Annotated in this window: 28 protein-coding genes and 1 riboswitch; of the genes, 13 read left to right on the top strand and 15 right to left on the bottom strand. The window is 71.7% G+C overall.

All coding sequences use genetic code 11. The annotated features are described in order from the left end of the window. The first annotated feature begins 25 nt into the window (after positions 1-25). Positions 26-907 (top strand): aminoglycoside phosphotransferase family protein, encoded by an 882-nt coding sequence (locus tag ACFQU4_RS10575; RefSeq protein ID WP_377490793.1) that lies wholly within the window; start codon positions 26-28, stop codon positions 905-907. Here the strand turns inward: ACFQU4_RS10575 and ACFQU4_RS10570 are convergent. The 6 genes from ACFQU4_RS10570 to ACFQU4_RS10545 form a co-directional block, all read right to left on the bottom strand. Continuing rightward, a complete protein-coding gene (locus ACFQU4_RS10570; protein ID WP_377490790.1) occupies positions 888-1,637 on the bottom strand; it encodes a methyltransferase domain-containing protein in 750 nt (249 codons plus the stop codon). The genes ACFQU4_RS10575 and ACFQU4_RS10570 overlap by 20 nt on opposite strands. A gap of 49 nt (positions 1,638-1,686) precedes the next feature. Beyond that, entirely contained in the window at positions 1,687-3,408 is a 1,722-nt protein-coding gene (locus ACFQU4_RS10565) for a DEDD exonuclease domain-containing protein (RefSeq protein WP_377490787.1), read from the bottom strand. A 55-nt stretch (positions 3,409-3,463) separates the two neighbouring features. After that, the gene (locus tag ACFQU4_RS10560; RefSeq protein ID WP_377490784.1) at positions 3,464-4,249 is read right to left on the bottom strand and encodes a DUF4097 family beta strand repeat-containing protein; all 786 of its coding nucleotides are present in this window, start codon (positions 4,247-4,249) and stop codon (positions 3,464-3,466) included. Between the two features lie 7 nt (positions 4,250-4,256). Continuing rightward, a complete protein-coding gene (locus ACFQU4_RS10555; RefSeq protein WP_377490781.1) occupies positions 4,257-4,907 on the bottom strand; it encodes a response regulator in 651 nt (216 codons plus the stop codon). Continuing rightward, positions 4,895-6,178: a sensor histidine kinase gene (locus ACFQU4_RS10550; RefSeq protein WP_377490778.1), complete on the bottom strand. Its 1,284-nt coding sequence runs from the start codon at positions 6,176-6,178 to the stop codon at positions 4,895-4,897. The genes ACFQU4_RS10555 and ACFQU4_RS10550 overlap by 13 nt, the downstream gene beginning before the upstream one ends. Before the next feature lie 65 nt (positions 6,179-6,243). After that, on the bottom strand, positions 6,244-7,317 hold the full coding sequence (locus ACFQU4_RS10545) for a LacI family DNA-binding transcriptional regulator (protein WP_377490775.1): 1,074 nt from the start codon (positions 7,315-7,317) through the stop codon (positions 6,244-6,246). 161 nt (positions 7,318-7,478) lie between these two features. Here ACFQU4_RS10545 and ACFQU4_RS10540 point away from each other — a divergent pair, with 161 nt between their 5' ends. Both ACFQU4_RS10540 and ACFQU4_RS10535 read left to right on the top strand, forming a co-directional pair. Then, complete coding sequence (locus ACFQU4_RS10540) at positions 7,479-9,104, top strand: FAD-dependent oxidoreductase (RefSeq protein WP_377490772.1); 1,626 nt, start codon at positions 7,479-7,481, stop codon at positions 9,102-9,104. 38 nt (positions 9,105-9,142) lie between these two features. Beyond that, entirely contained in the window at positions 9,143-10,807 is a 1,665-nt protein-coding gene (locus tag ACFQU4_RS10535) for an extracellular solute-binding protein (RefSeq protein ID WP_377490769.1), read from the top strand. A gap of 12 nt (positions 10,808-10,819) precedes the next feature. On the opposite strand, the gene ACFQU4_RS10530 is transcribed toward ACFQU4_RS10535, so the two are convergent. The 4 genes from ACFQU4_RS10530 to ACFQU4_RS10515 are packed head-to-tail and all read right to left on the bottom strand — an operon-like array spanning position 10,820 to position 13,576. Further along, on the bottom strand, positions 10,820-11,716 hold the full coding sequence (locus ACFQU4_RS10530; protein WP_377490766.1) for an alpha/beta fold hydrolase: 897 nt from the start codon (positions 11,714-11,716) through the stop codon (positions 10,820-10,822). Beyond that, a complete protein-coding gene (locus ACFQU4_RS10525; RefSeq protein WP_377490763.1) occupies positions 11,713-12,387 on the bottom strand; it encodes a TetR/AcrR family transcriptional regulator in 675 nt (224 codons plus the stop codon). Before ACFQU4_RS10525 ends, ACFQU4_RS10530 begins: the two co-directional genes overlap by 4 nt. Before the next feature lie 46 nt (positions 12,388-12,433). Beyond that, on the bottom strand, positions 12,434-13,147 hold the full coding sequence (locus ACFQU4_RS10520) for a phosphotransferase (RefSeq protein ID WP_377490760.1): 714 nt from the start codon (positions 13,145-13,147) through the stop codon (positions 12,434-12,436). Between the two features lie 45 nt (positions 13,148-13,192). Further along, positions 13,193-13,576 carry a hypothetical protein gene (locus ACFQU4_RS10515; protein WP_377490757.1) on the bottom strand — a complete coding sequence of 128 codons (384 nt, stop codon included), beginning with the start codon at positions 13,574-13,576 and terminating at the stop codon, positions 13,193-13,195. Positions 13,577-13,697: 121 nt separating this feature from the next. On the opposite strand from ACFQU4_RS10515, the gene ACFQU4_RS10510 reads away from it, so the two are divergent. Next, positions 13,698-14,630 carry a LysR family transcriptional regulator gene (locus ACFQU4_RS10510; protein ID WP_377490755.1) on the top strand — a complete coding sequence of 311 codons (933 nt, stop codon included), beginning with the start codon at positions 13,698-13,700 and terminating at the stop codon, positions 14,628-14,630. Positions 14,631-14,649: 19 nt separating this feature from the next. Here ACFQU4_RS10510 and ACFQU4_RS10505 read toward each other — a convergent pair whose 3' ends face one another. Continuing rightward, positions 14,650-15,276: an AAA family ATPase gene (locus ACFQU4_RS10505; protein WP_377490752.1), complete on the bottom strand. Its 627-nt coding sequence runs from the start codon at positions 15,274-15,276 to the stop codon at positions 14,650-14,652. 16 nt (positions 15,277-15,292) lie between these two features. Continuing rightward, positions 15,293-16,063, bottom strand: a complete 771-nt coding sequence (locus ACFQU4_RS10500; protein WP_377490749.1) for an RluA family pseudouridine synthase — start codon at positions 16,061-16,063, stop codon at positions 15,293-15,295. Positions 16,064-16,205: 142 nt separating this feature from the next. On the opposite strand from ACFQU4_RS10500, the gene ACFQU4_RS10495 reads away from it, so the two are divergent. From ACFQU4_RS10495 to ACFQU4_RS10460, 8 genes are all read left to right on the top strand, one after another. Then, positions 16,206-16,445, top strand: coding sequence for a hypothetical protein (locus tag ACFQU4_RS10495; RefSeq protein ID WP_377490746.1), 240 nt, complete (start codon positions 16,206-16,208; stop codon positions 16,443-16,445). Between the two features lie 120 nt (positions 16,446-16,565). After that, positions 16,566-16,758, top strand: a riboswitch (cyclic di-AMP (ydaO/yuaA leader). A 54-nt stretch (positions 16,759-16,812) separates the two neighbouring features. Continuing rightward, on the top strand, positions 16,813-17,895 hold the full coding sequence (locus ACFQU4_RS10490) for an NlpC/P60 family protein (protein WP_377490743.1): 1,083 nt from the start codon (positions 16,813-16,815) through the stop codon (positions 17,893-17,895). Between the two features lie 43 nt (positions 17,896-17,938). Further along, positions 17,939-19,111, top strand: a complete 1,173-nt coding sequence (locus tag ACFQU4_RS10485; RefSeq protein ID WP_377490740.1) for a hypothetical protein — start codon at positions 17,939-17,941, stop codon at positions 19,109-19,111. Continuing rightward, the gene (locus tag ACFQU4_RS10480) at positions 19,108-20,214 is read left to right on the top strand and encodes a glycosyltransferase family 4 protein (protein ID WP_377490737.1); all 1,107 of its coding nucleotides are present in this window, start codon (positions 19,108-19,110) and stop codon (positions 20,212-20,214) included. Before ACFQU4_RS10485 ends, ACFQU4_RS10480 begins: the two co-directional genes overlap by 4 nt. Beyond that, positions 20,211-20,597, top strand: a complete 387-nt coding sequence (locus tag ACFQU4_RS10475) for a hypothetical protein (protein ID WP_377490734.1) — start codon at positions 20,211-20,213, stop codon at positions 20,595-20,597. The genes ACFQU4_RS10480 and ACFQU4_RS10475 overlap by 4 nt, the downstream gene beginning before the upstream one ends. A gap of 137 nt (positions 20,598-20,734) precedes the next feature. Continuing rightward, positions 20,735-20,938 (top strand): type II toxin-antitoxin system VapB family antitoxin, encoded by a 204-nt coding sequence (locus ACFQU4_RS10470; protein ID WP_377490731.1) that lies wholly within the window; start codon positions 20,735-20,737, stop codon positions 20,936-20,938. 215 nt (positions 20,939-21,153) lie between these two features. After that, positions 21,154-21,582, top strand: a complete 429-nt coding sequence (locus tag ACFQU4_RS10465) for an SRPBCC family protein (protein ID WP_377490728.1) — start codon at positions 21,154-21,156, stop codon at positions 21,580-21,582. Positions 21,583-21,584: 2 nt separating this feature from the next. Then, positions 21,585-22,631: an ROK family glucokinase gene (locus ACFQU4_RS10460; RefSeq protein WP_377490725.1), complete on the top strand. Its 1,047-nt coding sequence runs from the start codon at positions 21,585-21,587 to the stop codon at positions 22,629-22,631. Between the two features lie 3 nt (positions 22,632-22,634). Here ACFQU4_RS10460 and ACFQU4_RS10455 read toward each other — a convergent pair whose 3' ends face one another. Continuing rightward, on the bottom strand, positions 22,635-23,009 hold the full coding sequence (locus ACFQU4_RS10455) for a cupin domain-containing protein (RefSeq protein ID WP_377490722.1): 375 nt from the start codon (positions 23,007-23,009) through the stop codon (positions 22,635-22,637). Positions 23,010-23,070: 61 nt separating this feature from the next. Here ACFQU4_RS10455 and ACFQU4_RS10450 point away from each other — a divergent pair, with 61 nt between their 5' ends. After that, on the top strand, positions 23,071-23,538 hold the full coding sequence (locus ACFQU4_RS10450; RefSeq protein ID WP_377490719.1) for a MarR family winged helix-turn-helix transcriptional regulator: 468 nt from the start codon (positions 23,071-23,073) through the stop codon (positions 23,536-23,538). Between the two features lie 97 nt (positions 23,539-23,635). On the opposite strand, the gene ACFQU4_RS10445 is transcribed toward ACFQU4_RS10450, so the two are convergent. Both ACFQU4_RS10445 and ACFQU4_RS10440 read right to left on the bottom strand, forming a co-directional pair. Then, positions 23,636-24,145 (bottom strand): hypothetical protein, encoded by a 510-nt coding sequence (locus ACFQU4_RS10445; protein WP_377490716.1) that lies wholly within the window; start codon positions 24,143-24,145, stop codon positions 23,636-23,638. Beyond that, complete coding sequence (locus tag ACFQU4_RS10440; RefSeq protein WP_377490713.1) at positions 24,145-24,966, bottom strand: alpha/beta hydrolase; 822 nt, start codon at positions 24,964-24,966, stop codon at positions 24,145-24,147. Before ACFQU4_RS10440 ends, ACFQU4_RS10445 begins: the two co-directional genes overlap by 1 nt. Positions 24,967-25,004 lie beyond the last annotated feature (38 nt).

Below are 25,004 nucleotides of genomic sequence, written 5' to 3'. Positions count from 1 at the left end.
AGGTCGGGTCTGAGAGGGTGCGGGGATGAATCAGGAGGAGGCCGCCTGGCGGCAGCGCGTTCCCGACCTCGTCGAGCACTACGCCGAGCGCTGGGAACTTGATCTTGGTCAACCGTTCGGCGGCGGCAGCGCGGCCGAGGTGATCGCGGCCACCACCGCCGACGGGCGGGACGTGGTGCTGAAGCTGTCGCTGCCGCACCGGGAGGCGCGCGGCGAGGCGGCGGCGCTGCGCTGGTGGGACGGGGACGGCGCGGTCCGGCTGCTCCGCCACGAGCCCGAGGACTACGCGCTGCTGATCGAGCGCTGCCGGCCCGGCGTGCCGCTGACCGCCGCCGCGCTGCCGCCGCGGACCCGGCTGACGGTCGCCGCCGAGCTGCTGGCCCGGGTCTGGCGGCACGGCACGCCGCCGGCGGACTTCCAGCTGGAGTTGCTCACCGACGTGGCCGCGGAGTGGGCCGACCAGATCGAGGAGCGCCAGCACCGGCTGGCGCCGCCGTACGACCGGACCGTGGTGGCCCGCGGCGCCGAGCTGCTGCGGACGCTGCCGCTCACCGGTGATCGCGAGGTCGTCGTGCACGGCGACTTCAACCCGGGCAACGTCCTGTCGGCGGCCGGCGACTCCTGGATGATCATCGACCCGAAGCCGATGATCGGCGATCCCGGCTACGACTTCTGCCCGCTGCTGCTGCAGGTCGACAACCCGTTCGACCACGCTGACCCAGCGCCGTTGCTGCTCGATCGCGTCAAGCTGGTCGCCGACCTGGTCCAGGTGCCGCCGGAGCGGCTCCTCGCCTGGTGCCTGGCCCGGCTCGTCGAGGCCGCCCACTGGTATGCGGACCAGGGCGAGATCGAGGAGGGCGCCAAGGAGCTGGCCGCCGCCGAGGTGATCAGCGCGTTGCTTCGATGAGGTGCCGGGTCGAGTGGGTGACGAACGAGCCCTGGTCCCGGATCAACTCGTCCATCCGGCGCAGCTCCGTCCCGTACCTCTCGACGGAGAAGTCGGGCACCCACCAGACGCACTTGCGCAGGATCCAGACCACCGCGCCGACGTCGAAGAACTCCATCCGGCAGCGGGCGGTGCGTACCTCGGCGACGGTCAGCCCGGCCTGCTCGGCGGCGGCCTGCTCGATCGCGGGGTCACGCCCGTCGGTGGTTCCCGGCAGCGGGCCGACGAAGAACTCGCTCAGCCCGACCACCGACTTCGGCCCGACATGCTGGGCGAAGTAGCGGCCGCCCGGCGCCAGCACCCGGTGGATCTCCGGCCAGTCCGGCTTGATCGGATGGCGTGACGTGACCAGCTCGAAGGAGCCGTCCGGGAACGGCAGCGGACCGCCCGGCTCCGGTTCGTGGACCTCGACGCCGCGCGGGCCGAGCAGGGTGCGGGCGCGTTCGGCGTTGGGCGGCCAGGACTCGGTGACGCACATCCGGTCCGGGAACCGCGGCGCCTCTCCGACCACCTCGCCGCCGCCGGTGTCCAGGTCGAGCGCGCTCGCCACCCGGTCCAACCGGTCGGCGAGCAGCCGGGCGTAGCCCCACGGTGGCCGCTCCTCGGTGGCCCGGCCGTCGAGCCAGGCGAAACTCCAGCCCGTCACGTCGGCGTGGGTCGCCTCCGCGACGAGTTCCTCGTACGTACGCATGCCGCCGATCCTGGCCGAACCCGGCCGCCGACGACAACGCGATTTCCGCTCAGTCCGGGCGGACGTCGAGCAGTTCCGGCAACCGCTCGTCGGTCAGCACCCCGTACAGCGGCCAGCTCCAGTCGCCTTCGATCTCGATGATCCGTACCCCGGGCTGCTCCAGCCAGTCGGCGACCCGCTCCGCCTCCTCGATGCCGGCGGCCGGCAGCGGCCCGATCGGCGGCGCCACCGTCTCGGCTGTCGCGACGCAGGCCCGGGCCACCGCCTGCGGCACCTCGTGCGGCTTGGCCAGCGCGGCGCCGGCCAGCCGGCCGTGCCGGATCACGTGGATCTCCCAGTCCCGTTCGACCCGGCGAGCGGCGACGATCTGGGCGCAGCCGGCGATGCTGTTGACCCGGTGATAGCGCCGGCCGGTCCGGGTCAGCGCGGCCAGCCGATGCCGGATGGTGGCCGCCTCCTCGTACCGCTGCTGGCTGACCAGCCGGCGCAGCCGGTGCTGCAGCGCGGCGACGGCGGGCCGGACGTCGTCGCTCAGCGCGGACCTCACCTGGGCGACGATCCGGTCGTAGTCGGTCCGGCTGATCGTGCCGTCGCAGGGCGAGCTGCACCGGCCCAGCTCGGCCAGCGCGCAGGACGGCGAGGTCTGGGCCAGCGTGATCCGGGTCGCGCACTGCCGGATCGGGAAGCCGTCATAGAGCGCCAGCATCGCGTCGTTCGCCGACTGCCGCTGCCGGAACGGGCCGAAGTAGCTGGCCTGGTCGTCGCGCACCGTGCGGACCAGCGACAGCCGCGGGAACGGCTCGGTGGTGATCTTGATCCAGTGCTGCCGCTCCGGGAACTTGGACCGCCGGTTGTAGCGCGGCGCGTGGGTCGCGATCAGCCGCAACTCGCACACCTCGGCCTGCAGCGCGGTCGCGCACTCGACGGCCTCCACGCCGGTCGAGACCCGGACCATCTCGTCCATCCGGCGGCGCGACTCGGAGGCGGTGAAGTAGGTCCGGACCCGGCGCCGGATGTTGACCGACTTGCCGACGTAGAGCACCTGCCGGTCGTCGCCGTGCTCGGCGACGAACAGGTACACGCCGGGCGCCTCCGGCAGGTCGGCGGCCCAGGACCGTTTGGCCCGGCGGCCCGGCGACACCTTGCGGCTGAACTCGCGCAGGTCCTCGATGGTGTGGACGCCGAGGTTGCCGACCCGTTCGATCAGCCCGTGCAGCACGTCGACCGTGGCCTGCGCGTCGGTCAGCGCCCGGTGGTTCGGCGTGGTGGGGGAGTGGAAGTGCCGGGCCAGCGTGCCGAGCCGGCAGTTGGCCACCTCGTCGGCGAGCAGGATCTGCCGGGCCATCGCCGCCGTGTCCAGGACCAGCCAGCGCGGCGCCGGGTAGTCCAGTTCGGCGCAGGCCCGGCGCAGGAAGCCGTGATCGAACGGCGCGTTGTGGGCGACCAGGACACAGCCCTCGGCGAACGCGAGGAAGGCCGGCAGCACTTGGGGCAGCCGGGGCGCGTCGGCGACCATCCGGTTGGTGATCCCGGTCAGCACCTGGATCAGCGCCGGGATCGCCGACCGTGGGTTGACCAGCGTCTGGAACTCGCCGAGCACCTCGCCGCCGCGAACCTTGACCGCCCCGATCTCGGTGATCGCGTCCGCGTCGGTGCTGCCGGTGGTCTCCAGGTCGACCACGCAGAAGGTGACCGCGGGGAGCGGCGTGCCGAGCTCGTCGAACGACGGCTGTGCCGCCATGACGTCCCGCGCCGCCGATCCCTGGGCCATGACACGACGCTAAATCACACCACTGACATTCCGGTCGAGGCTAGGGGAGACCGTCTCAGCCGCCGCATTCGACGAACACGCTGCCGTTGCTGGCCCGCGCGTGGACGCTCCGCGGCGCCCGCGGGTCGGTCGGCACGGTGATGATCGCCTCGTTCTCGGCGTCGACCTCGACCGCGTAGGGCAGGCAGGCGCCGAGGTCGATCCCGATGCTGCCGTTGGTCGTGGTGGCGGACAGGGTGTCGGGCTGCTGGACCTCGAGGGAGATCTCGCCGTTGCGGGTCTTGGCCGTGACCGAGCGGGCCGTCGAGTCCTCGACCAGGATCCGGCCGTCGCCGCTCTCGGCCTCGATCGGGCCGGCGGCGTCGCTGATCCGGATCTGGCCCTCCCGGGTGGTCAGCCGGAGACTGCCGGCCAATCCCTGCGCCTCGATCGGCCCAGAGCGGTTCGTCGCGATCACCGCGGTGCCCTCCGGCACCTCGACCGACAGCTCCAGTTCGCAGTCGTACGAGGACGAGGCGGGACAGTCGGCATCGACCCGGGCGCCGTCCGGGGTCACCGTGATCCGCGGCTCGTCGCCGCTGTAGCTGCCGCTCCCGTAGACCCGGATCCGGCCGGCCGGACCGGCTCGCAGATCAAGATCAATTCCTTCCCGGCCGGCGTCCACGGTGATCGTCGGGCGGGCGGCGAGCTCGGTGCTGAACTCGTACGGTCTGGTGCCGGGCAGCAGGTCCTGGCTGATGTTCAGCCCGCCCAGCACGACGCTCAGCGCCAGCAGCGGCAGGACGATGATCAACATCCGGCGCCGGGCCGGCGTGATCATGGTGGTGGCCGTCTCGCTCATCAGGTGATCATCCGGAGACGCCGAGGTAGCGCAGCACGGCGAGGACCCGGCGATGCTCGCCACCGGCGGGGTTCAGGCCGAGCTTGCTGAAGATGCTCGAGATGTGCTTCTCCACCGCGGCCGGTCCGATCACCAGCAGCTCGGCGATGCCCGCGTTGGAACGGCCCTCGGCCATCGCGGCGATCACCTCCCGCTCCCGCGGCGACAGGGTGGCGATCGGGTCGGCCCGCCGGCTCCGGGCGAGCAGCTGCTTGATCACCTCGGGGTCGATCGCGGTCCCGCCGGCGGCCACCCGCTGCACCGATTCGATGAACTCCTCGACCTCGGCCACCCGGTCCTTGAGCAGGTAGCCGACCCCCTCGGTCCGGTCGCCGATCAGCTCGGTCGCGTACCGCTCCTCGACATACTGCGACAGCACCAGGACGCCGATCTCCGGCCACCGCTGCCGGATCACCAGCGCCGCCCGGAGCCCCTCGTCGAGGAACGTCGGCGGCATCCGGACGTCGACTACGCAGACGTCCGGTTGATCATGGTCCACGGCCCGGAGCAGCTGCTCGGCGTCGTCGACGGCGGCGATCACCTCGGCGCCGGCGTCGATCAACAGATGCCGTACGCCCTCGCGCAGCAGCACCGAGTCCTCGGCGATCACGACTCGCATGGCAACTCCGCTCTGATCATGGTCGGTCCGCCCGGCGGGCTGTCGACCGTGAAGGTCCCGTCGATTCCCTGCACCCGCCCGGCCAGCCCGGCCAGGCCGCCGCCGGCCGAGAACCGGGCGCCGCCGCGGCCGTTGTCGGTCACCTCGACCACCATCCGGTTCGCGCCGAGGCGACTGATCCGTACCGTGATCTTGGTCGCGCCGGAGTGCTTGGCGGCATTGGTCAGTGCCTCGCTGACGACGAAGTAGGCGGCCGACTCGATCGCCGCCGGCGGCCGCCGGTCACCGGTCAGGTCGGGCGTCACGGTGATCTCGGCCGGGATCGGCAACCGCCCGGCCAGCGCCGACAGCGCGGCGTCCAGGCCGCGGTCGGTGAGCACCGGCGGGTGCAGCCCGCGGGTCAGGTCACGCAGTTCGGTGATCGCGGTCTTGGCGTCGGCGTGTGCCTGGTTGAGCAGCCGCAGCACCTCGGGGTCGGCGTCCGTCCCGGCGGCGCGCAGCCGTACCTTCGCGCGGCCGATCGCCACCGCCACCGCGATCAGCCGCTGCTGGGCGCCGTCGTGCAGATCCCGCTCGATCCGCTGCCGCTCCACCTCGGCGGCGTCGACCACCCGGGCCCGGCTGACCGTCAGCTCCTCGACCCGGCGGGTCAGCGAGGTCCCGCCGAGCAGCCGTCGGGCCACCGCGAGATCGACCTCGACCAGCAGCTTGATCAACAACGGGCTGAGCACCAGGCCGGCGGCGACGGCGCAGGCGCTGACCAGCCCGGCGACCCAGAACGAGTCGACGGTGATCGGCCCGACCGAGGCGGACCGGGTCGGGAAGGACGACCAGTAGGTCGGCAGCAGGCCGAGCGTGATCGGCAGCGCGAGCGCCAGCACGACCCCCATCAGCGTGACGAAGGAGAGCGGCAGCCGGACCAGCCAGTAGCCGAGCTGGCGCCAGGTGTGCCGGTTCCGCAGGTAACCCCAGGATCCGCGGAACGCCGAGGTGGCCGCCGGCGGGTCCGGCCGGGCGATCACGGCGCCGGTGCCGGTGGCCAGGATTCGCCGCTGGCTGTCGCCGAGGCGCCAGAGCAGTCGGCCGAGCAGGGCGAACAGCGGAAAGCCGATCACGATCGGCAGGGTCAGCAGGCCGATCGCGGAGAGCAGCAGGATCGCGAGGCCGAGCAGCCCGGTCAGGCCGTCCAACCAGAGCGTCGCACCGGCCAGCCACAGGCCGGGCGAGGCCCAGGCCCGGACAGGGTTGGCGGGGATGGCGACACGGTCCACGCTGGGCAGCGTAGTTACCGCAGGCCCCGGCGGCCCATCCGGCGGGCCGACGACCGCACCTCCGGTTAACCCGAACCCGGGCGAGCGAGGGTCGCGCCCTCGAGGATGCCGCAGCTGAGCCGGGTCCGCAGCGGGCCGCCGGTCGGGTCGACCATCAACCGCAACAGCAGCCGTACGGCCTCGGCGCCCATCTCGTAACGGGGGATCTGCAGCTCGGTCAGGCCGGCGTTCTCCGGCCGGAACTGGGTGCCGCCGAGAGCGATCAGGGACAGGTCGCGAGGGATGTCGAGGCCGCGGTCCAGGGCCGCCGCCCGGAAGGGCTCGACGAAGCTGTTGTTCTCCAGGATGACGGCGGTGATGCCGCGGCGGATGATCTCGGACAGGAAGTCGTCCAGGCCGAGCTTGCCCGGTGTCGGGCCCAGCGACACCGGCAGGAGGGGCGACTCCTCGGCGTCGAGCCCGTACTGCTCGCGGCCGGTCCGGAAGCCCGTCTGCCGGCCCGGGATCGGCTCGTCCGCCTGCAGTTGCGCCATCGCGATCCGCCGGTGGCCCAGCTCGACCGCCCGGCCGACCAGGGCCGCGGTGCCGCCGACGTAGTCGCCGGCGACGTAGGACAGTTCGACGCCCGGGAAGTCGCGCTCGCCGACGAAGACGAACGGGTAGTTCTCGCCGGCCAGCCGGACGATCTCGTCGGTCATCTCGTTGGTGCCGAGCAGCAGCCCGCCGTCGGCCAGCCGCAGATGGTTGACGCCGCCGGCGTAGATGGACCGGCGGTGGTCCTCGTTCTTGGCGCCGGTGACCAGCAGCAGGTGGTACTCGGCCTGGTCGGCCGCCTCCTCGATGCCGACCAGGAAGTCGTGGTAGAAGCTCTGGGATCCCAGTGGGAACAGGGCCTCGTAGGTGAACACGCCGATCAGCCGGCTGCTGCCGCCGGCCAGGTTGCGGGCGGCGATGTCGGGCACATAGCCGAGTTCCCGGACCGACTCCAGGACCCGCGCCCGGGTCGCGTCGCTGACCCGGATCGAGCCGTAGTCGCGGCCGTTGATCACCGACGACACGATGCCGGGGGAGACACCGGCGTGGCGGGCCACGTCGGCCTGCGAAACCCGTCGCGGCCCGGTCCGAGCCCTGCGTGCCACGTGTCGTCCTCCTCGCCCAGCCCGATCCGAGGCTCCCGTACGACCTCGTCCGGCGATTCTCGCCGAATCGGCCCCGGACAGCATCTTGACGCCGGCGCCGACCCGCTCTTAGCGTATTGCGTAATGCGCTTTATCACTACCCCACGGAGGTGTGGTCACCGATGACGGAGCGATCGACCGAGGTACTGGTGATCGGCGGCGGACTGGGCGGCGTCGGCGCCGCGCTGGCGGCGTTGACCCTGGGCCGGAAGGTGATCCTGACCGAGGAATCGCCCTGGCTGGGCGGGCAGGTGACCTCGCAGGCGGTGCCGCCGGACGAGTATCCCTGGATCGAGAAGGAGTCGCCGTCGCGGCTGTACCGGCGGTTCCGGAACGGCGTCCGGTCCTACTACCGGCGGACCTACCCGCTGAACGAGGACGCCCGCACCAACGACCTGCTGAACCCGGGCGGCGGCGGGGTGAGCCCGATCTGCCACGAGCCGCGGGTTGCGGTGGCGGTGATCGACGAACTGCTGGCGCCCTACCGTTCGGACGGCCAGCTGCTGGTCCTTCTCGATCATGAACCGGTCGCCGCCGAGGCCGACGGGGACCAGGTCACCTCGGTCCGGGTCCGGTCCAGCCGGACCGGTTCGGAGTCGACCCTGACCGCGCCGTACGTGATCGACGCGACCGAGACCGGCGATCTGCTGGACCTGGCCGGAGTCGAGCACGTGTACGGCGCCGAGAGCCGGGACGATACCGGCGAGCTGCACGCCGTGGACGGCCCGGCGCAGCCGCTGAACCAGCAGTCGTTCACCTGGTGCTTCGCGGTGGACTACGACCCCGACGGTGATCACACGATCGACAAGCCGGCCGACTACGACTACTGGCGCTCCTACCGGCCCGAGTTCTGGCCCGGCCCGCTGCTCGGCTGGGAGGACGTCGAGCCGCACACGCTGGCCCCCCGCAAGCGGGCGATCTTCGAGGACCCGGACTCCTGGCGGGGCGCGGTGACCCGGGACTTCTGGCACTACCGCCGGATCTTCGCCAGCCGGAATCACGAGGAGGGCCGCTACCGCGGCGACGTGACGCTGGTGAACTGGCCGCAGATCGACTACATGGACGGCCCGATCCTCGGTGTTGATCAAGAAACCGTTGATCGACATCTGGCCGGGTCCCGGGCGCAGAGCCTGGCCTTCCTCTACTGGATGCAGACCGAGGCGCCCCGGCTGGACGGCGGCACCGGCTATCGCGGGCTGCGGCCCCGGGGCGATCTGCTCGGCTCCGATGATCACCTCGCGCTGCGTCCGTACATCCGGGAGTCGCGGCGGATCAAGGCCGAATTCACTGTGCTGGAACAACATCTGGGCGTCGAGGCGCGGGAGGCGGCCGGCCTGCCGGACGGTTCGGAGATCTTCCCGGACACGGTCGGCGTGGGGTCGTACCGGATCGATCTGCATCCCAGTACCGGCTCCGGTGCCGGGCCGCGGAACTACATCGACGTCTCGAACTACCCGTTCCAGATCCCGCTCGGTGCGCTGATCCCGCAACGGGTGGACAACCTGCTCCCGGGCAACAAGAACATCGGCTCCACGCACATCACCAACGGCTGCTACCGGCTGCACCCGGTGGAGTGGGTGATCGGCGAAGCTGCCGGCGCCCTGGCCGCGCACGCCCTGGACACCGGCCAAACACCGCGCGCGATCCGTAACGACCCGTCCCGGCTGGCGGACTTCCAACGCCTGCTGGCCACCACCCTCGACACCCGGCTGGCCTGGACCGACCAGGTCCGTGCCACACGGCGTTAGCCGTCGCCGGGTCATCCATAACCACATCGGAGTGAACCATGGAGAACCCCACGCAGATCAGCCGGGCACAGCGGCTGCTGACCCGCCGTTCCTTGATCAAGACCGCGACGCTGGCCGGCGGCGCGTTGGCCGTCGGTACGGCAGCCGCCTGCACCCCGGACAAGACGGTCGAGACGAACAAGGGGGAGGCGAACGTCAATGCCCAGCTGCCCTCCTACATCCCGGCGGAGTTGATCAAGCCCGACCTGCCCGGTGATCAAGTCCTGATGCCCGGCTACTACGCGTACCCGCAGGATCCGAAGCAGGTCTTCGACACCCCGCCGGGTGCCGGGCTGGACAAGATCACGATCATGTACCCGACGTTCATCGCGGCACCGCCGGGGCCGGACCGGAACACGTTCTACGCCCAGGTGCAGACCGAGCTCGGGGCCCAGCTCGAGCTGCAGCCGATCCCGAATGCCGACTACGGGGCGAAGTTCCAGACCACGGTGGCCGGCGGCTCGTTGCCGGACGTCATGATGTTCCCGCTGCCGACGCCCGACCAGCCGCGTGTCATGGAGCGGCTGTTCGAGGATCTCGGGCCCTACCTGGCCGGCGACAAGGTCAAGGATTTCCCTTATCTGGCGAACATCCCGGAGGCCTCCTGGAAGCCCGCGGTCTCCAACGGAACGATCTATGCGGTGCCGCAGCCGCGCTCGGTGGCCGGCGGCGCGATGTACTTCCGCAGGGACCTGTTCGACGAGTTGCAGGTGAACCCGGAGCCGGCCAGCTGTGCCGAGTTCGCCGAGCTGTGCCAGGCGGTGACCGATCCGAAGAAGAGCCGCTGGGCGATGGCCAACGCCCCGAACGCGCGCGGCCAGATCGCCGAGATGCTCGGCGCGCCGAACGGCTGGACCGAGTCCGGCGGCGAGTTCACGAACGCGTACGCCGACGAACGGACCAAGGAGTCGGTGGCCCGGGCCGCCGAACTGATCAAGGCCGGGGTATTCCATCCCGACGCCGCCTCGGCCAGCTACACCCAGTTCCGCGACTTCTTCTTCGCCGGCCGGACCGTCCTGCTCAGCGACGGCTACGCCGGCTGGGAACTCTTCACCCGCCAGCTCGGCGGAGTCGTCGAGGGCACCGGGAAGCTCGGCCTGATGATGCTGCCGAAGTTCGACGGCGGCGGCGATGCCCCGCACTTCGCCGGCACCGGCTTCCAGGCGATCACGGTGATCAAGAAGGGCCTCGGCGAGGAACGGACCCGCGGAGTGCTGAACGTGCTCAACTACCTGGCGGCGCCGATCGGTTCGGCCGAACACCTGCACCGCAAGTACGGCGTCGAGGGCAAGGACTTCACCTGGGCGGACGGCCTGCCGACGATGACCCAGCAGGGCACGACGAACTTCCTGGACCTGCAGTACATCGTCGACGCCCCGACCATCATCGGCCCCGGGCCGCGGGACGGCGTCGACCGGCAGCACGCCTGGCACCAGCGGGCCACCGCGGACCTGGTCAAGGATCCGAGCATCGGCCTCTACTCCGACACCGCGAGCCGCAAGAAGAACACGCTGGACAAGGTGATCGGCGACGCGGTGACCGGCATCATGTTCGGCCGCAACCCGCTGAGCGACTACGACGAGGCCTTCGCGAAGTGGCGCTCCGAGGGCGGCGACAAGATCGCCGCCGAGTACGGCGAGGCGTTCCAGGCCGCCAACGGCTGACCGGGCGGGTGCTCAGCGGAGGCTGAGCGCCCGCGCCGCGAGGTCGCCGATGAAGGCGGCGACCTCGTCCGGCTTCTCCTCGGCCATGAAGTGGCCGGCCTGGAGGGGCTGGTAGGTCAGGTCGGTCGCCCAGGCGCCCCACAGCGCGGCGGCGTCGAAGCCGAGCCGGGAACCCCAGTCCTGGGAGATCACGCCGACCGGCATGATCAACATCGCGCCGGCCGCGCGGTCGGCCTCGTCCATCGCCAGGTCGATGCCCGCGGTCGCCCGGTAGTCGGCCACGATCGAGTCGACGGCGGCAACCGAGCTGTCCAGGTAGTGCTGCCGTACCTCCGGGGTGAAGGTGGAGCCGTCGGTGTCCCAGGCATCCAGGAACGAGGCGAAGAACTCCGGGGCGACGGCGGTGATCATCTTCTCGGGCAGGCCGGCCGGCTGGGCCATCAGATAGAGGTGCCAGGCCACCTTGGCGTTGACCCCCTGCAGCACCGCCCAGGTGTCCAGGGTCGGCAGCACGTCGAGGATGCCGAGGTAGTCGACCCGGTCCGGGTGGTCCAGGCCGGCCCGGACACCGACCAGCGCGCCGCGGTCGTGACCGACGACGCCGAACCGCTCGAAGCCGAGGGCGCCGGCGATGGCGACGACGTCGCGGGCCATGGTCCGTTTCGCGTACGTCTCCGGATCGGTCCCGGCCGGCTTGCCGCTGCGCCCGTAGCCGCGCAGGTCGGGTGCGATCACCGTGTAGCGGTCGGCGAGCCGGCCGGCCACCCGGTGCCACATGTAATGCGTCTGCGGGAAGCCGTGCAGCAGGACGACAGCGGGGCCGGTGCCGCCGACGGCGACGTTGAGGTCCACGCCGTCGGCGCCGGGCAGGGTCTGGTACGCGAAGCCTTCGAGGGCGAGGTCGGTCACGGGGTCTCCTTCGTCTGGATGGCGGGCCGGCCCGAGAAGATGCCGGCCGGCAGTGGACCGGGCCGGCCCGCCGTCGCGGTCAGCGCGGGCAGCAGCACGGTGTCGATCAGGGCGTCGAGATAGGCGTCGTCGGCGAGCAGCCCGTTGACCCGGCGGAGCAGCAGGGCCGACCCGACGATTTCCTCGTACGGGAAGGGATCCGCGCCGGCCGGCAGCTCCCCGCGGGCGATCGCGGCGTCGATCACCGGGCCCGGCAGCCGGGCACCGGTCGGCCCGGTCGAGACCTCGATCGCCTCGCACAGCTCGGGGTCCTCCAGCCCGGCCTGGAGCAGCAGCATCGCGGTCCGGCTGTCGGCCGACCGCATCGTCTGGTCCAGCCGGCGGCAGAGGGCGAGCAGGTCGCCGCGCAGGCTGCCGGTGTCGATCGCGTCCGCGCCGTCGCGCCGGGCCGGGCCCGCCTTGAGCGCGGCGATGACCATCTCCCGCTTGGTCTTCCAGCGGCGGTACAGGCTCGCCTTGGCGGCACCGGACCGCCGGGCGACCTCCTCGAACGTCACGCCCTCGTAGCCGGCCTCGGACAGCAGAGTGCCGACGGCGGCCAGGATCCGTTGCTCCAGTTCGTCGTCCCGGGGCCGGCCGCCGCGGGCCGCTGGTTGTTTACGATACGGCACGTGCCGGATCGTAATAGGCGGGCGAGCGTTGCGGCAAACTCGGGCGTCACCCGCCGAGGGCGCGGAGCCAGTCGTCCCAGCGATCCCGCAGCGTCCGCAGGCATCGGTCGGTGAAGGCCGAGGACTGCGCCTCCAGCCGGGCCCGGACTGCCGGCAGCAACTCCTGCCGGGTGGCCCGGTCCATGCCGTACGCGTCGGCGAACAGCCGGAGTCGTTCGGCCGCGCGGTCCGGCGGGTAGCCCATCGCGACGCAGTCCTCGGGCGCATAGAGCGGGACGAAGCTGCGGACCGCGTAGCCAAGATCCCACAGTGCCGTGGTCGGGGCCGCGAAGTCCCAATCGATGAAGGCCTCCGGGCGACCGTCCCGATAGATCGTGTTCGCCGGGCCGAGGTCGTTGTGGCAAACCAATGGCCCCGGCGGAGCGTACGGATCCGGCCGCCAGTGGGCGTCCGGCGGCGGGACGAAGGTGGCCGCCGTGTCGTGCAGGCTCCGGACCAGCCGGGCGACCTCGATCAGGGCCTCGTCGTCGTAACAGCGGGCGGACCGGCCGTCGGTGCCGGGCACGAAGGTGAGGATCTCCCGCCCGCCGGCCGGCTCCACGCCGACCACCCGCGGCGCGCCGGCGAACCCGGCGGTCTCGAGGTGGCGGAGCAGCGCGTGCACCGTCCGGGACCACGGCCGGAGCGGCCGGCGTACCGTCTCGCCGACCCGGGTCACCGGCCCGGAGTCGTGCCCGCCCGTCAGCAACTCCTCGTCCATCCGCCCAGTATCGGCGCGCCCGCGCTGCCGGCCGGCGGCGCCCCGCTACCGGGCCGTCAGCTCGGCGCCGGGCCGCTCGTCGATCAGGGTCGCACCGAGCGGAACGCCCGGCAGCCCCAGGTCGCCGTCCTCGATCCGGCCGCCGGCGGTCTCGCCGACCGGGAGCGGCCCGACCGGTACGGGCTCGTCGCCGAGTCCGGCCGAGCCGACCGCCCGGCGGCGCCGGCGGTAGCCGGTGATCATGGAGTAGCCGGCCAGGGCGGCCCAGAGGAAGCTCGCCGCCGCGCTCGGCCAGGCGCCGTAGAGCGTCGCCGCCGTACCGCCGAGCAGGCCGCCGACGGTGTTGAGCGACGCGTAGCGGAGGGACTTCGGGGTCAGCCGCCCGCGCGTCAGCATGACGTAGGCGACAAAGGTTCCGATGGTTCCCAACCACCCCAAAACTGCGGCCAGCATTCCTGTCCTATCCGCGCGGACCCGACGTATTCGGGTGCAACTATGAAGACGCCGGAGATTAAGATCAATTGCAGTCGTCTGCACTCATGGTTTAGAAATGCTGAACATGGATATCGACCCGCGCCGGCTGCGCGTGCTGCTGGCGATCGGCCGCACCGGCGGGGTGCTCGCCGCCGCCGACGAACTGGGCATCACGCCGTCGGCCGTCTCCCAGCAGCTCAACAAACTGGAGGACGAGGCCGGGCACGTGCTGGTGGTCCGGACGCCGCGCGGCTCGGTCCTCACGCCGGCCGGACTGGCAATGGCCGAGGCGGCCGAGGAGATCGAACGGGCCCTGTCCGTGGCCCGCGGCCGGATCGAGGGCGAGGCCGATCTGACCGGGCTGGTCCGGCTGGGCGGGTTCAGCAGCTTCGTCCGGACCATGGTGATCCCGCGGCTGCCGGACTGGCGCGCGCAGTACCCGCACCTGCAGATCCGGATCGTCGAGGCCGACATCCCGACCCTGATCCGGCTGCTCCGCCGGCGCGAGCTCGACGCGGCGGTGCTGGAGCTCGACTCGACCACCGCCGAGCAGCGACCGCTGTCGCCCGGGATGTCCGAGGAGCCGTTGCTGGACGAGCCGTGGAAGCTGGCCGTACCGGCCGGTGCCCTGATCGACAGCGAGAACCTCGACCTGACCCGGCTGCCGCTGCCCTGGCTCGACGTGGACGCCTCGGCCGCCAATGCCGCCGTGATCGGCCGCCTCCGTCGGTCGGCGAGTCCGTCCGCGGAGACCGTGCACCGCTATCAGGAGACGTTGACGGCCCTTGCCCTGGTGGCCGCGGGGGAGGGGGTCGCGGTCGTGCCCACGCTGGCGTTGTCCGGCATCGTCCACGACGGCGTCACCATCCTGGACATCCCCGGGCTCGGCACCCGCCGGATCGTGCTGCGGCGGTTCAACGAGCGACGGTCCGTCGGCAGGCCGGTGAACACGATCGCCCGCCTGCTGCGGGAGTCCGTGACCTCGTTCGACGCCGCGGAAGCCTTGTGAACAAGGCGATTTCGTAGGATCAGGCGGGCGGGACGATGCCGCGGGCCGCGGCGGCGACCATGATCAACTCTTCTGCGGCGTCCCAGCCGAGGGCGCCGGTGTTGATCACCAGGTGGTAGTGCTCGGCCGCGTTCGGGTCGGCCCGGTAGGCCTGCCGGACGTAGCGGGTCCTGGCCTCGTCGTTGATCTTGCGGTTCTGCTTGGCCTCCTCGGCCGAGATGCTGTGCTGTTCCATCGCGGCGGTGATCCTGGCCTCGACCGGGCCGTCCAGCCGGACGTGCAGCGCGTTCGGCACATCGGCCAGGACGAGCGCCGCGGCACGGCCGAGGATGACGCCGCCGGCGCCCTCCGCGATCTCCCGGAGCCGCTTCTCGGAGCGCTCCCGGACCAGCTGTTCCGGCGGGTGCACCGCGGCCAGGCTCGGGTCGGCGTAGAAGGACATCGCCGAGACGTTGGCCAGCCGGGCCCACCAGCCGCCCGGACTCTCACCCTTCGCCTCGGGCGCGTCCGGCGAGATGCCGAGCTCGGCGGCGATGGCGACCGAGATCGCGCGGTCCAGAAAGGGCAGGCCGAGTCGGGAGGCGACACGCGGAGCGAGCACGCTGCCGCCGGCGCCGTACGAGGCCGAGATGGTCACGGTTCCCACGGGGCCAAGTGTGCCGTCAATCGCGGGCCGCGGACAGTGCCGCAGGTCCCGGCGTGTCGAGACCGGGAACGACCGCGAAGAAGTCCGGTCCGGGCTCGGCCTCCAGCTGCAGTCGCCGGCCGCCGGCCCAGTCGGCGTCGACGGCCAGCCGCCAGGAGTGCAGGGCCGTCCGGCCGGCGGGTTCGTCGCGGGCGGCGAACAGGGGATCGCCGACGATGGCGTACCCGATCCAGGCCAAGTGCACCCGCAGCTGGTGCCGCCGTCCGGTGACCGGGCTGAGCTCCAGCAGGTCGGCGTCCGGCGCCTGGAGGAGCCGCCGGAAGGTGGTCAGCGAGGGATAGTTGCGGACCTGGTCGAAGACCGCCGTCTCGGGCACCGACCAGGTCGGCGGGTCGCCGTGCTGCTCGATCGCCGCCCGGTCCGCGGCGATCCGGATCCGGCCCTTGCGTCCCGTACTCAGCGGCAGGTCGATGGTGCCCCGCTCGGGCAGCCCGCCGGGGCGGACGACGGCGACGTACTGCTTGGCTGCGGTCCGTTGCGCGAACTGGCGGGTCAGCCCGCCGTGGAACCGGAGTTCCTTGGCCAGCAGGATCAGCCCGGAGGTGACCTTGTCGATCCGGTGCACCGGATACAGCGTCTCGCCGGCCGCCTCGGCCAGCCGGACCAGGTCGGTGTCGTGGCGCTCGCCCATCACGGAGATGCCGGCCGGTTTGTTCAGGGCCAGCACCGCCTCGTCCTCGTAGCAGCAGGCCGCGCGCAGCGTCGCCCAGTCGGGGCCGGAAGTCACGGCACGAGGGTACGGGGGCATGTCCTTGCGCGGAGCGGGGCGGGGGATCTCAAGGGGGTCGTCCCCCTTGACTTCGAAAGGACTGTCAGTGGTGCCCGGCAGAGTCTGTCGTACGGAAGCACAACGGGCCCGAGGAGGACCGATGAGTGAAAGTCTGCACGTGGACTGTGGCACCTGCGCGGCACGCGGTCCGGCCTGCGACGACTGCGTGATCAGCGTCCTGCTCGGCGCGCCGGCGGAGGGCGTCGACCTCGACGCGGACGAGCGGGCCGCGCTGGCGGCCCTGGCGGAGTCCGGGATGGTCCCGCCGCTCCGGCTGATCCCCGGCGCGACGAAGGTCGAGCCGGTCCAGTCCCCGCTGACCTGGCAGGACTACGCCTGAACCGCCATCGGCGCTGGTCGTGGGCGGGTGTTCCATCCTTCGAAACGACACGGCGAGATCCGGCGTGTCGGGTGTTTGCGCGTGATCATTCCGTGACCTAGTGTGTTCCCTGCGCGATGGACATCGCGCACGCTGAGTTCCTCAACCGTGAGTGCCGCCCACGAAGCGGCGCGGACGAGGAAGCCGGGGAACCAATCTAGTGGGGTGAATCGGCGGGCGCGGTCGGCTCTGAGAGGCTGAACGCGCGGTCGTAGGGCTTCCTTCCCAGCCCGAATCCGTCAGCTCACCTGGTAAGCGTCGAGTGAGAAGGGAATTACGCGTGACCGCACGCTCCGCTGGGGCTCGGACATCATCGCTCTTTCGCATCGTGATCCGGCGGGCCGGCTGCGGCTTCGCTGCGGTCGCACTCGGTGCCACTGTGCTGGTCGGCGCCCAGGGCACGTTCGCCCGGGCTGAGCCGCCGCTCACCGTGGAGGATGCGAAGGCCCAGATCGAACAGCACGAGGCCGAGGCCGCCGGGCTGGACCAGGAATACAACGACGTCAAGCTGGAGATCTCGGACGCCGAGAAGGCGCTCAAGGAGAAGCAGCAGAGTCTCCAGGCGCAGCGGGCCAAGATCGCCAGGCTCAAGAAGATCGTCGGTCAGGTGGCGCTGGCCAACCTGCAGAACAAGAGCCTCGGCACCACGGCGCAGCTGTTCCTGCACGCCAACACCGACCGGTTCCTGAGCCAGCTGTCGACGGTCGAGAAGATCACCCAGAACCAGAACAGCGCGCTGCAGGACTACCAGGAGCAGCAGGCCGCCCTGGTCACCCTGGAGCAGTCCGCGTCGGACGAGCTCGAGTCGCTGGAGAAGCAGCGCGACGAGCTCAAGAAGATCCGCAAGGACGCCGACAAGAAGGTCAAGGACGCCGAGAAGATCCTGGATCGGCTCACCTCGGAGCAGCGCGAGGCGCTCGCCGCCGAGGAGCGGCGCCAGTCCGAGGACTCGGAGCGCGCCGCGCAGGCGAGTGACGACGATTCCGACAGCGACTCGGACGACAGCAAGTCCGACGACAGCGACTCGGACGATGAGGACCCGAAGGTCACCGGCTCGGGCAAGGGCGCCACGGTGCTCGCCTGGGCGCTGACCCAGAAGGGCAAGCCGTACGTGTTCGGCTCGGACGGCCCGGATTCGTACGACTGCTCCGGTCTGACCCTCAAGGCGTGGGGCAAGGTCGGGGTCAGCCTGCCGCACTCCTCGTCGAAGCAGTTCAAGATGGGCACCCCGGTGTCGAAGGACAACCTCCGGCCGGGCGACCTGGTCTTCTACTACAGCTCGTCGCGGCCCAGCCACGTGGGCATCTACGCCGGCAACGGCCAGATCTTCCACGCTCCGAACTCCCGGAAGCCGCTCGGCTACTCGCCGCTCGACTCGATGCCGTACGTCGGTGCCCGCCGCTACGGCTAAACCTTCGCAACGACTCCCCGAACGGGGACGACGAATCGCCCACGTGACCGCAGTCCTGGTCACGTGGGCTTTTCTCGTGGCCGGGTGCTCGGCGCCGGCACCGACGACGCCACCGAGCCAGGGTGCCGCCGAGCAGGTGCTGGGCCGGATCGACGCTGCCGTACGGGAACGGCGGCCGGATGACTTCCGGGCGCAGTTCGCGACCGGGGAAGAGGCGATCGGCCGCACCGCCGAGCGGTGGTGGGCCAACCTCGCCGCGCTGGACGTCGACCGGTTCGTCCTGACCACGGGCCCGCTCGACCAGGCCGGGACCGGCGAGATCACGATCCACTGGGCGGTACCCGGCGACTCGGGGACCGCGAGCCACACGGCACGGTTCACCTTCCGGACCGGACCGGACGGCGAGACCCGGGTCGTGGCCGCCGAGCCGGCCGCGGCGCCCGCAGCTCGGCCGAGCTGGTGGTCCGACACGCTCCGGGTGGTCCGGCAGGGGCACGCCGCGGTGGTCGCGGCGGACGGGGCCGACCAGGCCCTGGTCTCGGCCTGGTCCGACCGGGCGGACCACGCCGCCGACCGCGTGACGAAGGCGCTGCCGGCGTCGATGCGGAAGGGCTGGACCGGCGCGGTCGTGGTCGAACTACCGGCCGACGGCGCCGGCTACGACCGGCTGCTCGGCGGCGAACCGGGCAGCCACTCCGGCTACGCGGCCGTGGCCTGGGCGGAGGGCCTGGCCGACCCGCGCCGGGAGCGAATCGCCGTGCGGATCGTGGTCAACCCGGATCGGGCCGCCCTCGATCCGCGGGCGCTGGACCTGCTGCTGACCCACGAGGTGACCCATCTGGCCCGCTACGACGCCGGGTCGCGGGCGCCGTTGTGGCTGGTCGAGGGCTTCGCCGACCAGGTCGCCTACGCCGGCTCGCCGGAGCTGCGGGCCGTGGCCGAGCGGAGCCTGCGCGACACCGTCAGGTCGGCCGGCGTGCCGGACGCCCTGCCCGCCGACGACGCGTTCCGCCGGGGCGATCTCGATCGGGCCTACCTGCTGGCCTGGTCCGCCTGCCGCCTGATCGCGGAACGGTACGGCGAGGACGCCCTGGACCGGTTCGTCACCGCAGCCGGCACTGGCGAGCCGGTCGACCGGGCGCTCCGGTCGGCCACCAGGGTGGGGCTGACCGAGTTCCGGGCTGAGTGGATCCGGAACCTCGGCGGGCTGCGATGAGTACGCCGGGCACCACGCTGGTGGTCACCAACGACTTCGGCCCGCGGATCGGCGGCATCGAGTCGTTCGTCGAGGACGTCTGCCGGTTCCTTGATCACGACGTCGTGGTGCTGACCTGCCGGGTGCCGGGCAGCGAGGCGTACGACAGAGCGGCCGGGTTCCCGATCTACCGGCGGGATCCGGTGCTGCTGCCCACCCCGGGCGTCGCCGCCGACGCCGCCGGGCTGCTGCGCCGGTACGGGGCGGAGCGGGTGGTCTTCGGTGCCGCCGCACCGCTCAGCCTGCTCGCGCCGTCGCTGCGGGCGGCCGGTGCGACCAAGATCATCGGGATCAGTCACGGCCACGAGCTCTGGTGGGGCCGGCTGCCGCCGAGCCGGGCCCTGCTGCGCCGGATGGTCGCCGGGCTGGACCGGCTTACCGTGATCTCCGAGTTCACCGGCGCAGGCCTGCGGGCCGCTCTGCCGCCCGATCTCGGCCGGAAGTTGATCATGATGCCGCCGCCGGTCGACCCGGCCGTGTTCCATCCGGGCGACCGGGAGCCCGACGGCGTGGTCCGCTGCGTCGCGGCCGCCAGGTTCGTGGCCAGGAAGGGGATCGACGTCCTGCTCCGGGCCTGGCAAGGGGTGCAGGACGAGCTCGGCGACAGCGCCGAATTGATCATCGTGGGCGACGGCCCGCAACGCCGGCGGCTGCATGCGCTGGCCGCCGAACTGAAGCTCACCGGCACCGTGCGCTGGGCCGGTCCGCTGAGCCGGCCGCAGGTGGCCGAGGTGCTGCGCGGCGCCGACCTGTTCGCGCTGCCGGTGCGGACCCGGCTGGCTGGCCTGGAACCGGAGGGGCTCGGGCTGGTCTTCCTGGAGGCTGCCGCGACCGGGTTGCCGATCCTGGTCGGGGACTCCGGTGGCGCCCCCGAGACCGTCCTCGATGGCCGGTCCGGCTACCTGGTCGATCCGCTCGACCATGATCAACTCGCCGCCCGCCTGCTGGAGTTGATCAAGGACCCGGCGCTGCGCGGCCGGCTGGGGGAGGCCGGCCGGGCCCACGCGCTGGCCGGGTTCGGTGCGGACCGGGTCCGGGCCACTCTGCGAGAGTTGATCACATGACCACCACGATGGACTCCGCGATCGAGGCCGAGACCTATCTCCGTGCCGACCCGGCCCGGATCGCCGCCGTGCTGGCCGACCCGGGCTGGCAGTCCGGCTGGGCCGAGGGCCTGGTGCTGAGCCCGTACGAGGACCGCGGGGTCGAGGGGCTCCGGGCGGTGGTGACCGGCGCGCTCACCGGGAGCTGCGAGTGGTGGATCGAGGCGCGCCCGGGCGGCGGCGCCGTGGTCCATTTCTGGCTCCGGACCCGGTCACCCCGGCGGGACTGGCTGCGGGCCGGGCCGCTGGCCGGCCGGCGCGATCTGCTGCACCGGCGCAACGTCGGCCGCCGCTGGCGGACCGCGCTGTTCCGGCTCAAGGACGACCTGGAAAGCAACGGGTGACACCCTCCCTCGTTCGGACAACAGCTCCGCCAACACCGACCAGGAACAATGGAAGGTGACAACAGGGACAGCGGGGGGAGAACCATGGACAGGTCAACAGTCTTCCGTCACGGCTCAGCGGCTCCGGGTGGTTGACGATGAAGGGGACACGAACCGGGGCGGAGTCCACCGGCTCGACGATCGTCGACGTCGAGGTTCATCTGCTCGAACGGGCCAAATCGGTGCTCGGCGTCCGCACGGCACGGCGTGCGGTCGAGCTGGCCCTGCGTGAGGTGATCCGGCGGGAACGAGCCCGCCGGGACCGGGGCGCGAGGCCGAAGCTCACCGACGAGACCGAGTAGCCGGCGCCTGACCGGTCGGCGCACCCGCGGGGCGTGCGGGGTGTGCCGCCCAGGTAGCTTGCCGGTGCCCGGGCGCGCGTGATGCGCCCGGGACGAGGCGGGAGCGCTGCCGCGTGACCGCCGAGGGTTCCGACGTGCACGTCCGGGCTCCCGCAACCGGCAAGCTATCTGGGCGGTACATCCCGGCGCGGACCCGCAGCACTAGGGTGTTCCTGGTGAGCGAACAGACCAGCGCCAGCATCCGGATCGGCGCTTCACCGGCGACGATCATGGACGTGATCGCCGACTTCGAGCACTACCCGGAGTGGGTCGATTCGATGCGGAGCGCCGAGGTGCTCTCGACGGGTGCCGACGGTCGTGCCGAGACCGTACGGATGACGCTGCAGCATCCGCTGGTCTCGGACACCTACGTGCTCCGCTACGCCTGGCAGCAGGACCGGGTCGACTGGAAGCTGGTCGAGGGCTCGCTGTTGAAGGCGATGGACGGCAGCTACGAACTGGCCACCGGGGGCGACAGCAGCACGGTCACCTACCGGCTCACCGTCGACGTCAACCTGCCGATGATCGGGATGTTCAAGCGCAAGGCGGAGAAGACGATCATCGACGGCGCCCTGAAGGGGCTGAAGCGGCGCGTCGAGGGATGACCGTGCCGCAACAGACCGCCACGATCGGGGTCGACATCGGCGGCACCAAGGTCGCCGCCGGCGTGGTCGACAGCAAGGGGGCCGTGACGGACCGGCTGGTGGTGCCGACGCCGACGCACAGTCCGCAGGCGGTCGAGGACGCCATCGTCGACGTGGTGAACGACCTGCGCAGCCGGCACACGGTGGACGCGGTCGGCATCGGCGCCGCCGGCTGGGTCGACAGCGACCAGGCGACGATCCGGTTCTCGCCGCACCTGGCCTGGCGGTCGGAGCCGCTGAAGGACCGGCTGGAGTCGCGGATCGACGTGCCTCTGATCGTGGACAACGACGCCAACGCCGCCGCCTGGGCGGAGTACCGGTTCGGGTCCGGGCAGGGCTCGTCGGTGATGATCTGCATCACCCTGGGCACCGGCATCGGCGGCGGCCTGGTGGTCAACGGCCAGCTGTTCCGCGGCACGTACGGCATGGCCGGCGAGTGGGGCCACATGATCAGCGTTCCCGGCGGGCACCGGTGCGAGTGCGGCAACCGCGGCTGCTGGGAGCAGTACGCCTCCGGCAACGCGCTGGTCCGGGAGGCCCGGGAGCTGGCCCGGACCAAGTCGCCGCTGGCGTACCGGCTGCTCGAGTCGGTGAACGGCGACATCGACCAGATCACCGGTCCCGGGGTCACGGCGCTGGCCCTGGAGGGGGAGCCGACCTCGATCGAACTGCTTGCCGACGTCGGCCAGTGGCTGGGGCAGGGGATCGCCAACCTCGCGGCGGCCCTCGATCCCGACCTGTTCGTGATCGGCGGCGGCGTCAGCGCGGCCGGCGACCTGTTGCTGCAGCCGGCCCGGCACGCGTTCGAGCGGACCCTGACCGGCCGCGGCTACCGCCCGACCGCGACCGTCGCGCTCGCCTCGTTCCGCAACGACGCCGGCCTGATCGGCGCCGCCGACCTGGCCCGGGTCTCGATGTCCGAGCCGCCCGGTTCGGAAGGCTCCGGGTTCTGGCCGCGGCGCCGGAAGCGCAAGACCCGGCGGATCCTGCGCGGCCGCGGCCAGACCTGAGGGTCAGGCGATCCACGGCGGCAGCACGGGATCACCGCCGCCCGGAGTGCTGGCGCGGGCACCGGCCGCGGCGGCGACGATGGCGGTGAACCCGGCGTCGGTGTGCACCCGGCGCGGCACTTCGGCCGGGATCACCAGGGTGTCGCCGTCGCGTACGTCGATCGGCCGCGCGTCCACCGACACGGTGGCGGAGCCGGACAGCCAGGTCCAGATCTGCTCGACGTCGAACGTGTGATCGGGCCCGGTCTTCCCGGCCTCCATCTCGACCTGCCAGAGCGCCAGCCCCGAGTTGCCCTGGGTCGGCGAGGCCAGCGTGATCATGACGGCGTTCGGCGTCTCGGTGCGCCGCGCATCGGCGCGACGGATGGCGTCGGTCATCGTTCCCCCCTATAGTTTGGTCAATCAGATTGACCAATATAGTCAATGAGGTTGTCTATCCATGTCAAGTGAACCGCCCGGCTTCGAGCTCCCGCTGCGGCTGCTGCTCGGGTTCCGGATGATCATCGACCGGCTGCACGCCGAGCTGGCCCGGCAGGGTCACCCGGACCTGCGCCCGCTGCACGGGTTCGTCTTCCAGGCGGTCGGCCGGGAGGGGATCACCGGCGTCGAGCTGGGCCGGCGGCTGGGCGTCAGCAAGCAGGCCGCGGGCAAGACCATCGAACAGCTGGAGCGGCTCGGCTACCTGGAGCGGAGTGCTGATCCGGCCGACGCCCGGCGGCGTACCGTGCGGCTGACCGAGCGCGGCGTCGACGCCCTCCGCAGGTCGGCCCGGATCCTCGACCGGGTGCGCCGCGAGTGGGCCGAGACGACGGGTCCGGAACGGTTCCGGGAGTTCGAGCAGGACCTGCAGCGACTGACGCCGGACGACCTGTTCCGCCTGGACGCGCCCGGCTGGCTGGGTAACTGAGCCGGGCCGCCTACTTTCCCTGAGCCTGTCGAAAGGCAGGCCCGGGCTTGGCACTTCGCGTTCACACGCGTCGGTGCGCGTTCAGCGCGTCACCGGGTCAGAGAATCGCGCCGTCGTCCGATCCGGGCGGCCGGTTCCGGGGCAGCCGGAAGACCAGGATCGCGCAGCCGACCATGAAGCCGACGACCGCCAGGATGCCCATCCAGGCCGGGAGCGGGGCGCCGAACATCAGGGCGATCATGACCAGCGTCGCGTACCCGATCGACACCGCGGCGACCAGCGTCGGCCAGGACGGCCGGGGGAGCGGCGGCGACGGCTCCGGAACGTACCGCTCGTCCTCGGGCTCCGGTTCGGGCGGGGGTGGCGGCGGGTCGAAGGTGAACAGTGGATGATCATCGGCCCACACGGTCGGTTCCGGTTCGTCGACCGGATCACGATCGGTAAGGGGCGGCAGCGGCTCCGGGTCGTTCGCCGGGCCGTCGGCGGTGTGGAAACGCGCGACGATCTCGGCGAAGGTCCGGTCGATCGCGGTCTGGTCCTCGGGTGCGAGATCGCTGGGGTCCGCTGGACTGTCCGGTCGATCCGGCTCGGAGTCGGGCGTGCTCATCACGTCACTCCTTCCGATCCCGCGGACCAGGCCTGCTCGGCGATCACCGAGCAGAATGCCGCCGAACGATCAAAGATCTCCGGGGCATCGGCGTCCATGGTGGCTACATGGTAGCTACGGCGGAGCACGATCTCCTCCGTCGTGCGCGAATTCACAGCTTCCAGAATCAGTCGGGCCGATGACGGGTCCACGACGTGGTCGGTCTCCGACCGGAACAGCAGCAGCGGCGCGGTGACCTGATCGAGCCGTCCGCGGACGTCTCGCCAGAGCCGGGTCAGCGACCCCAACGCCCACAACGGCAGCCGGTCGTAGCCGCCCTCGTCGACGCCGGGCAGTGCGATGTCATTGGTGATGCCGGCGATCGAGGGGGTCAGTCGCTTCAGCAACGGCAACGCGAACAGCCGCGGGTCGGGGTCGCGGACCGACGGGTTGACCAGGACCACCCCGGCGACCCGGTCGGCGTGCTCCGCGGCCAGCCGCAGGGCCAGGCTGCCGCCCATCGAGAGCCCGAAGACGAACACCGTCCGGTGCTCCCGGGCCAGCTCGACGAAGGCGCGCTCGACGCACGCGTACCAATCGGTCCAGGCGGTCGTGTTGAGCTCGCGCCAGTCGGTGCCGTGGCCGGGCAGCCGGGGCAGGTCGACCGTGTAGCCGCGCCGGACCAGGTCCTCGGCCCAGGCCCGGAGGGACTTCGGTGAACCGGTGAAGCCGTGGCAGAGCAGGACGGCGGTCTCGCCGGTGCCGCCCCGGAACGCCTCGGCCTCCGGTCGCACCGAGACCCGGCCGAGACCCGTTGCCGGATCCATCCGCGGGGTGTTCATGAGCCGACGATAGTCGCCGCGAATAGAGTTGGGCCCGG

Source organism: Microlunatus sp. GCM10028923, assembly GCF_042666975.1.
Classification (GTDB): Bacteria; Actinomycetota; Actinomycetes; order Propionibacteriales; family Propionibacteriaceae; genus Microlunatus.
This window is presented reverse-complemented; position numbering and strand designations above follow the sequence as displayed.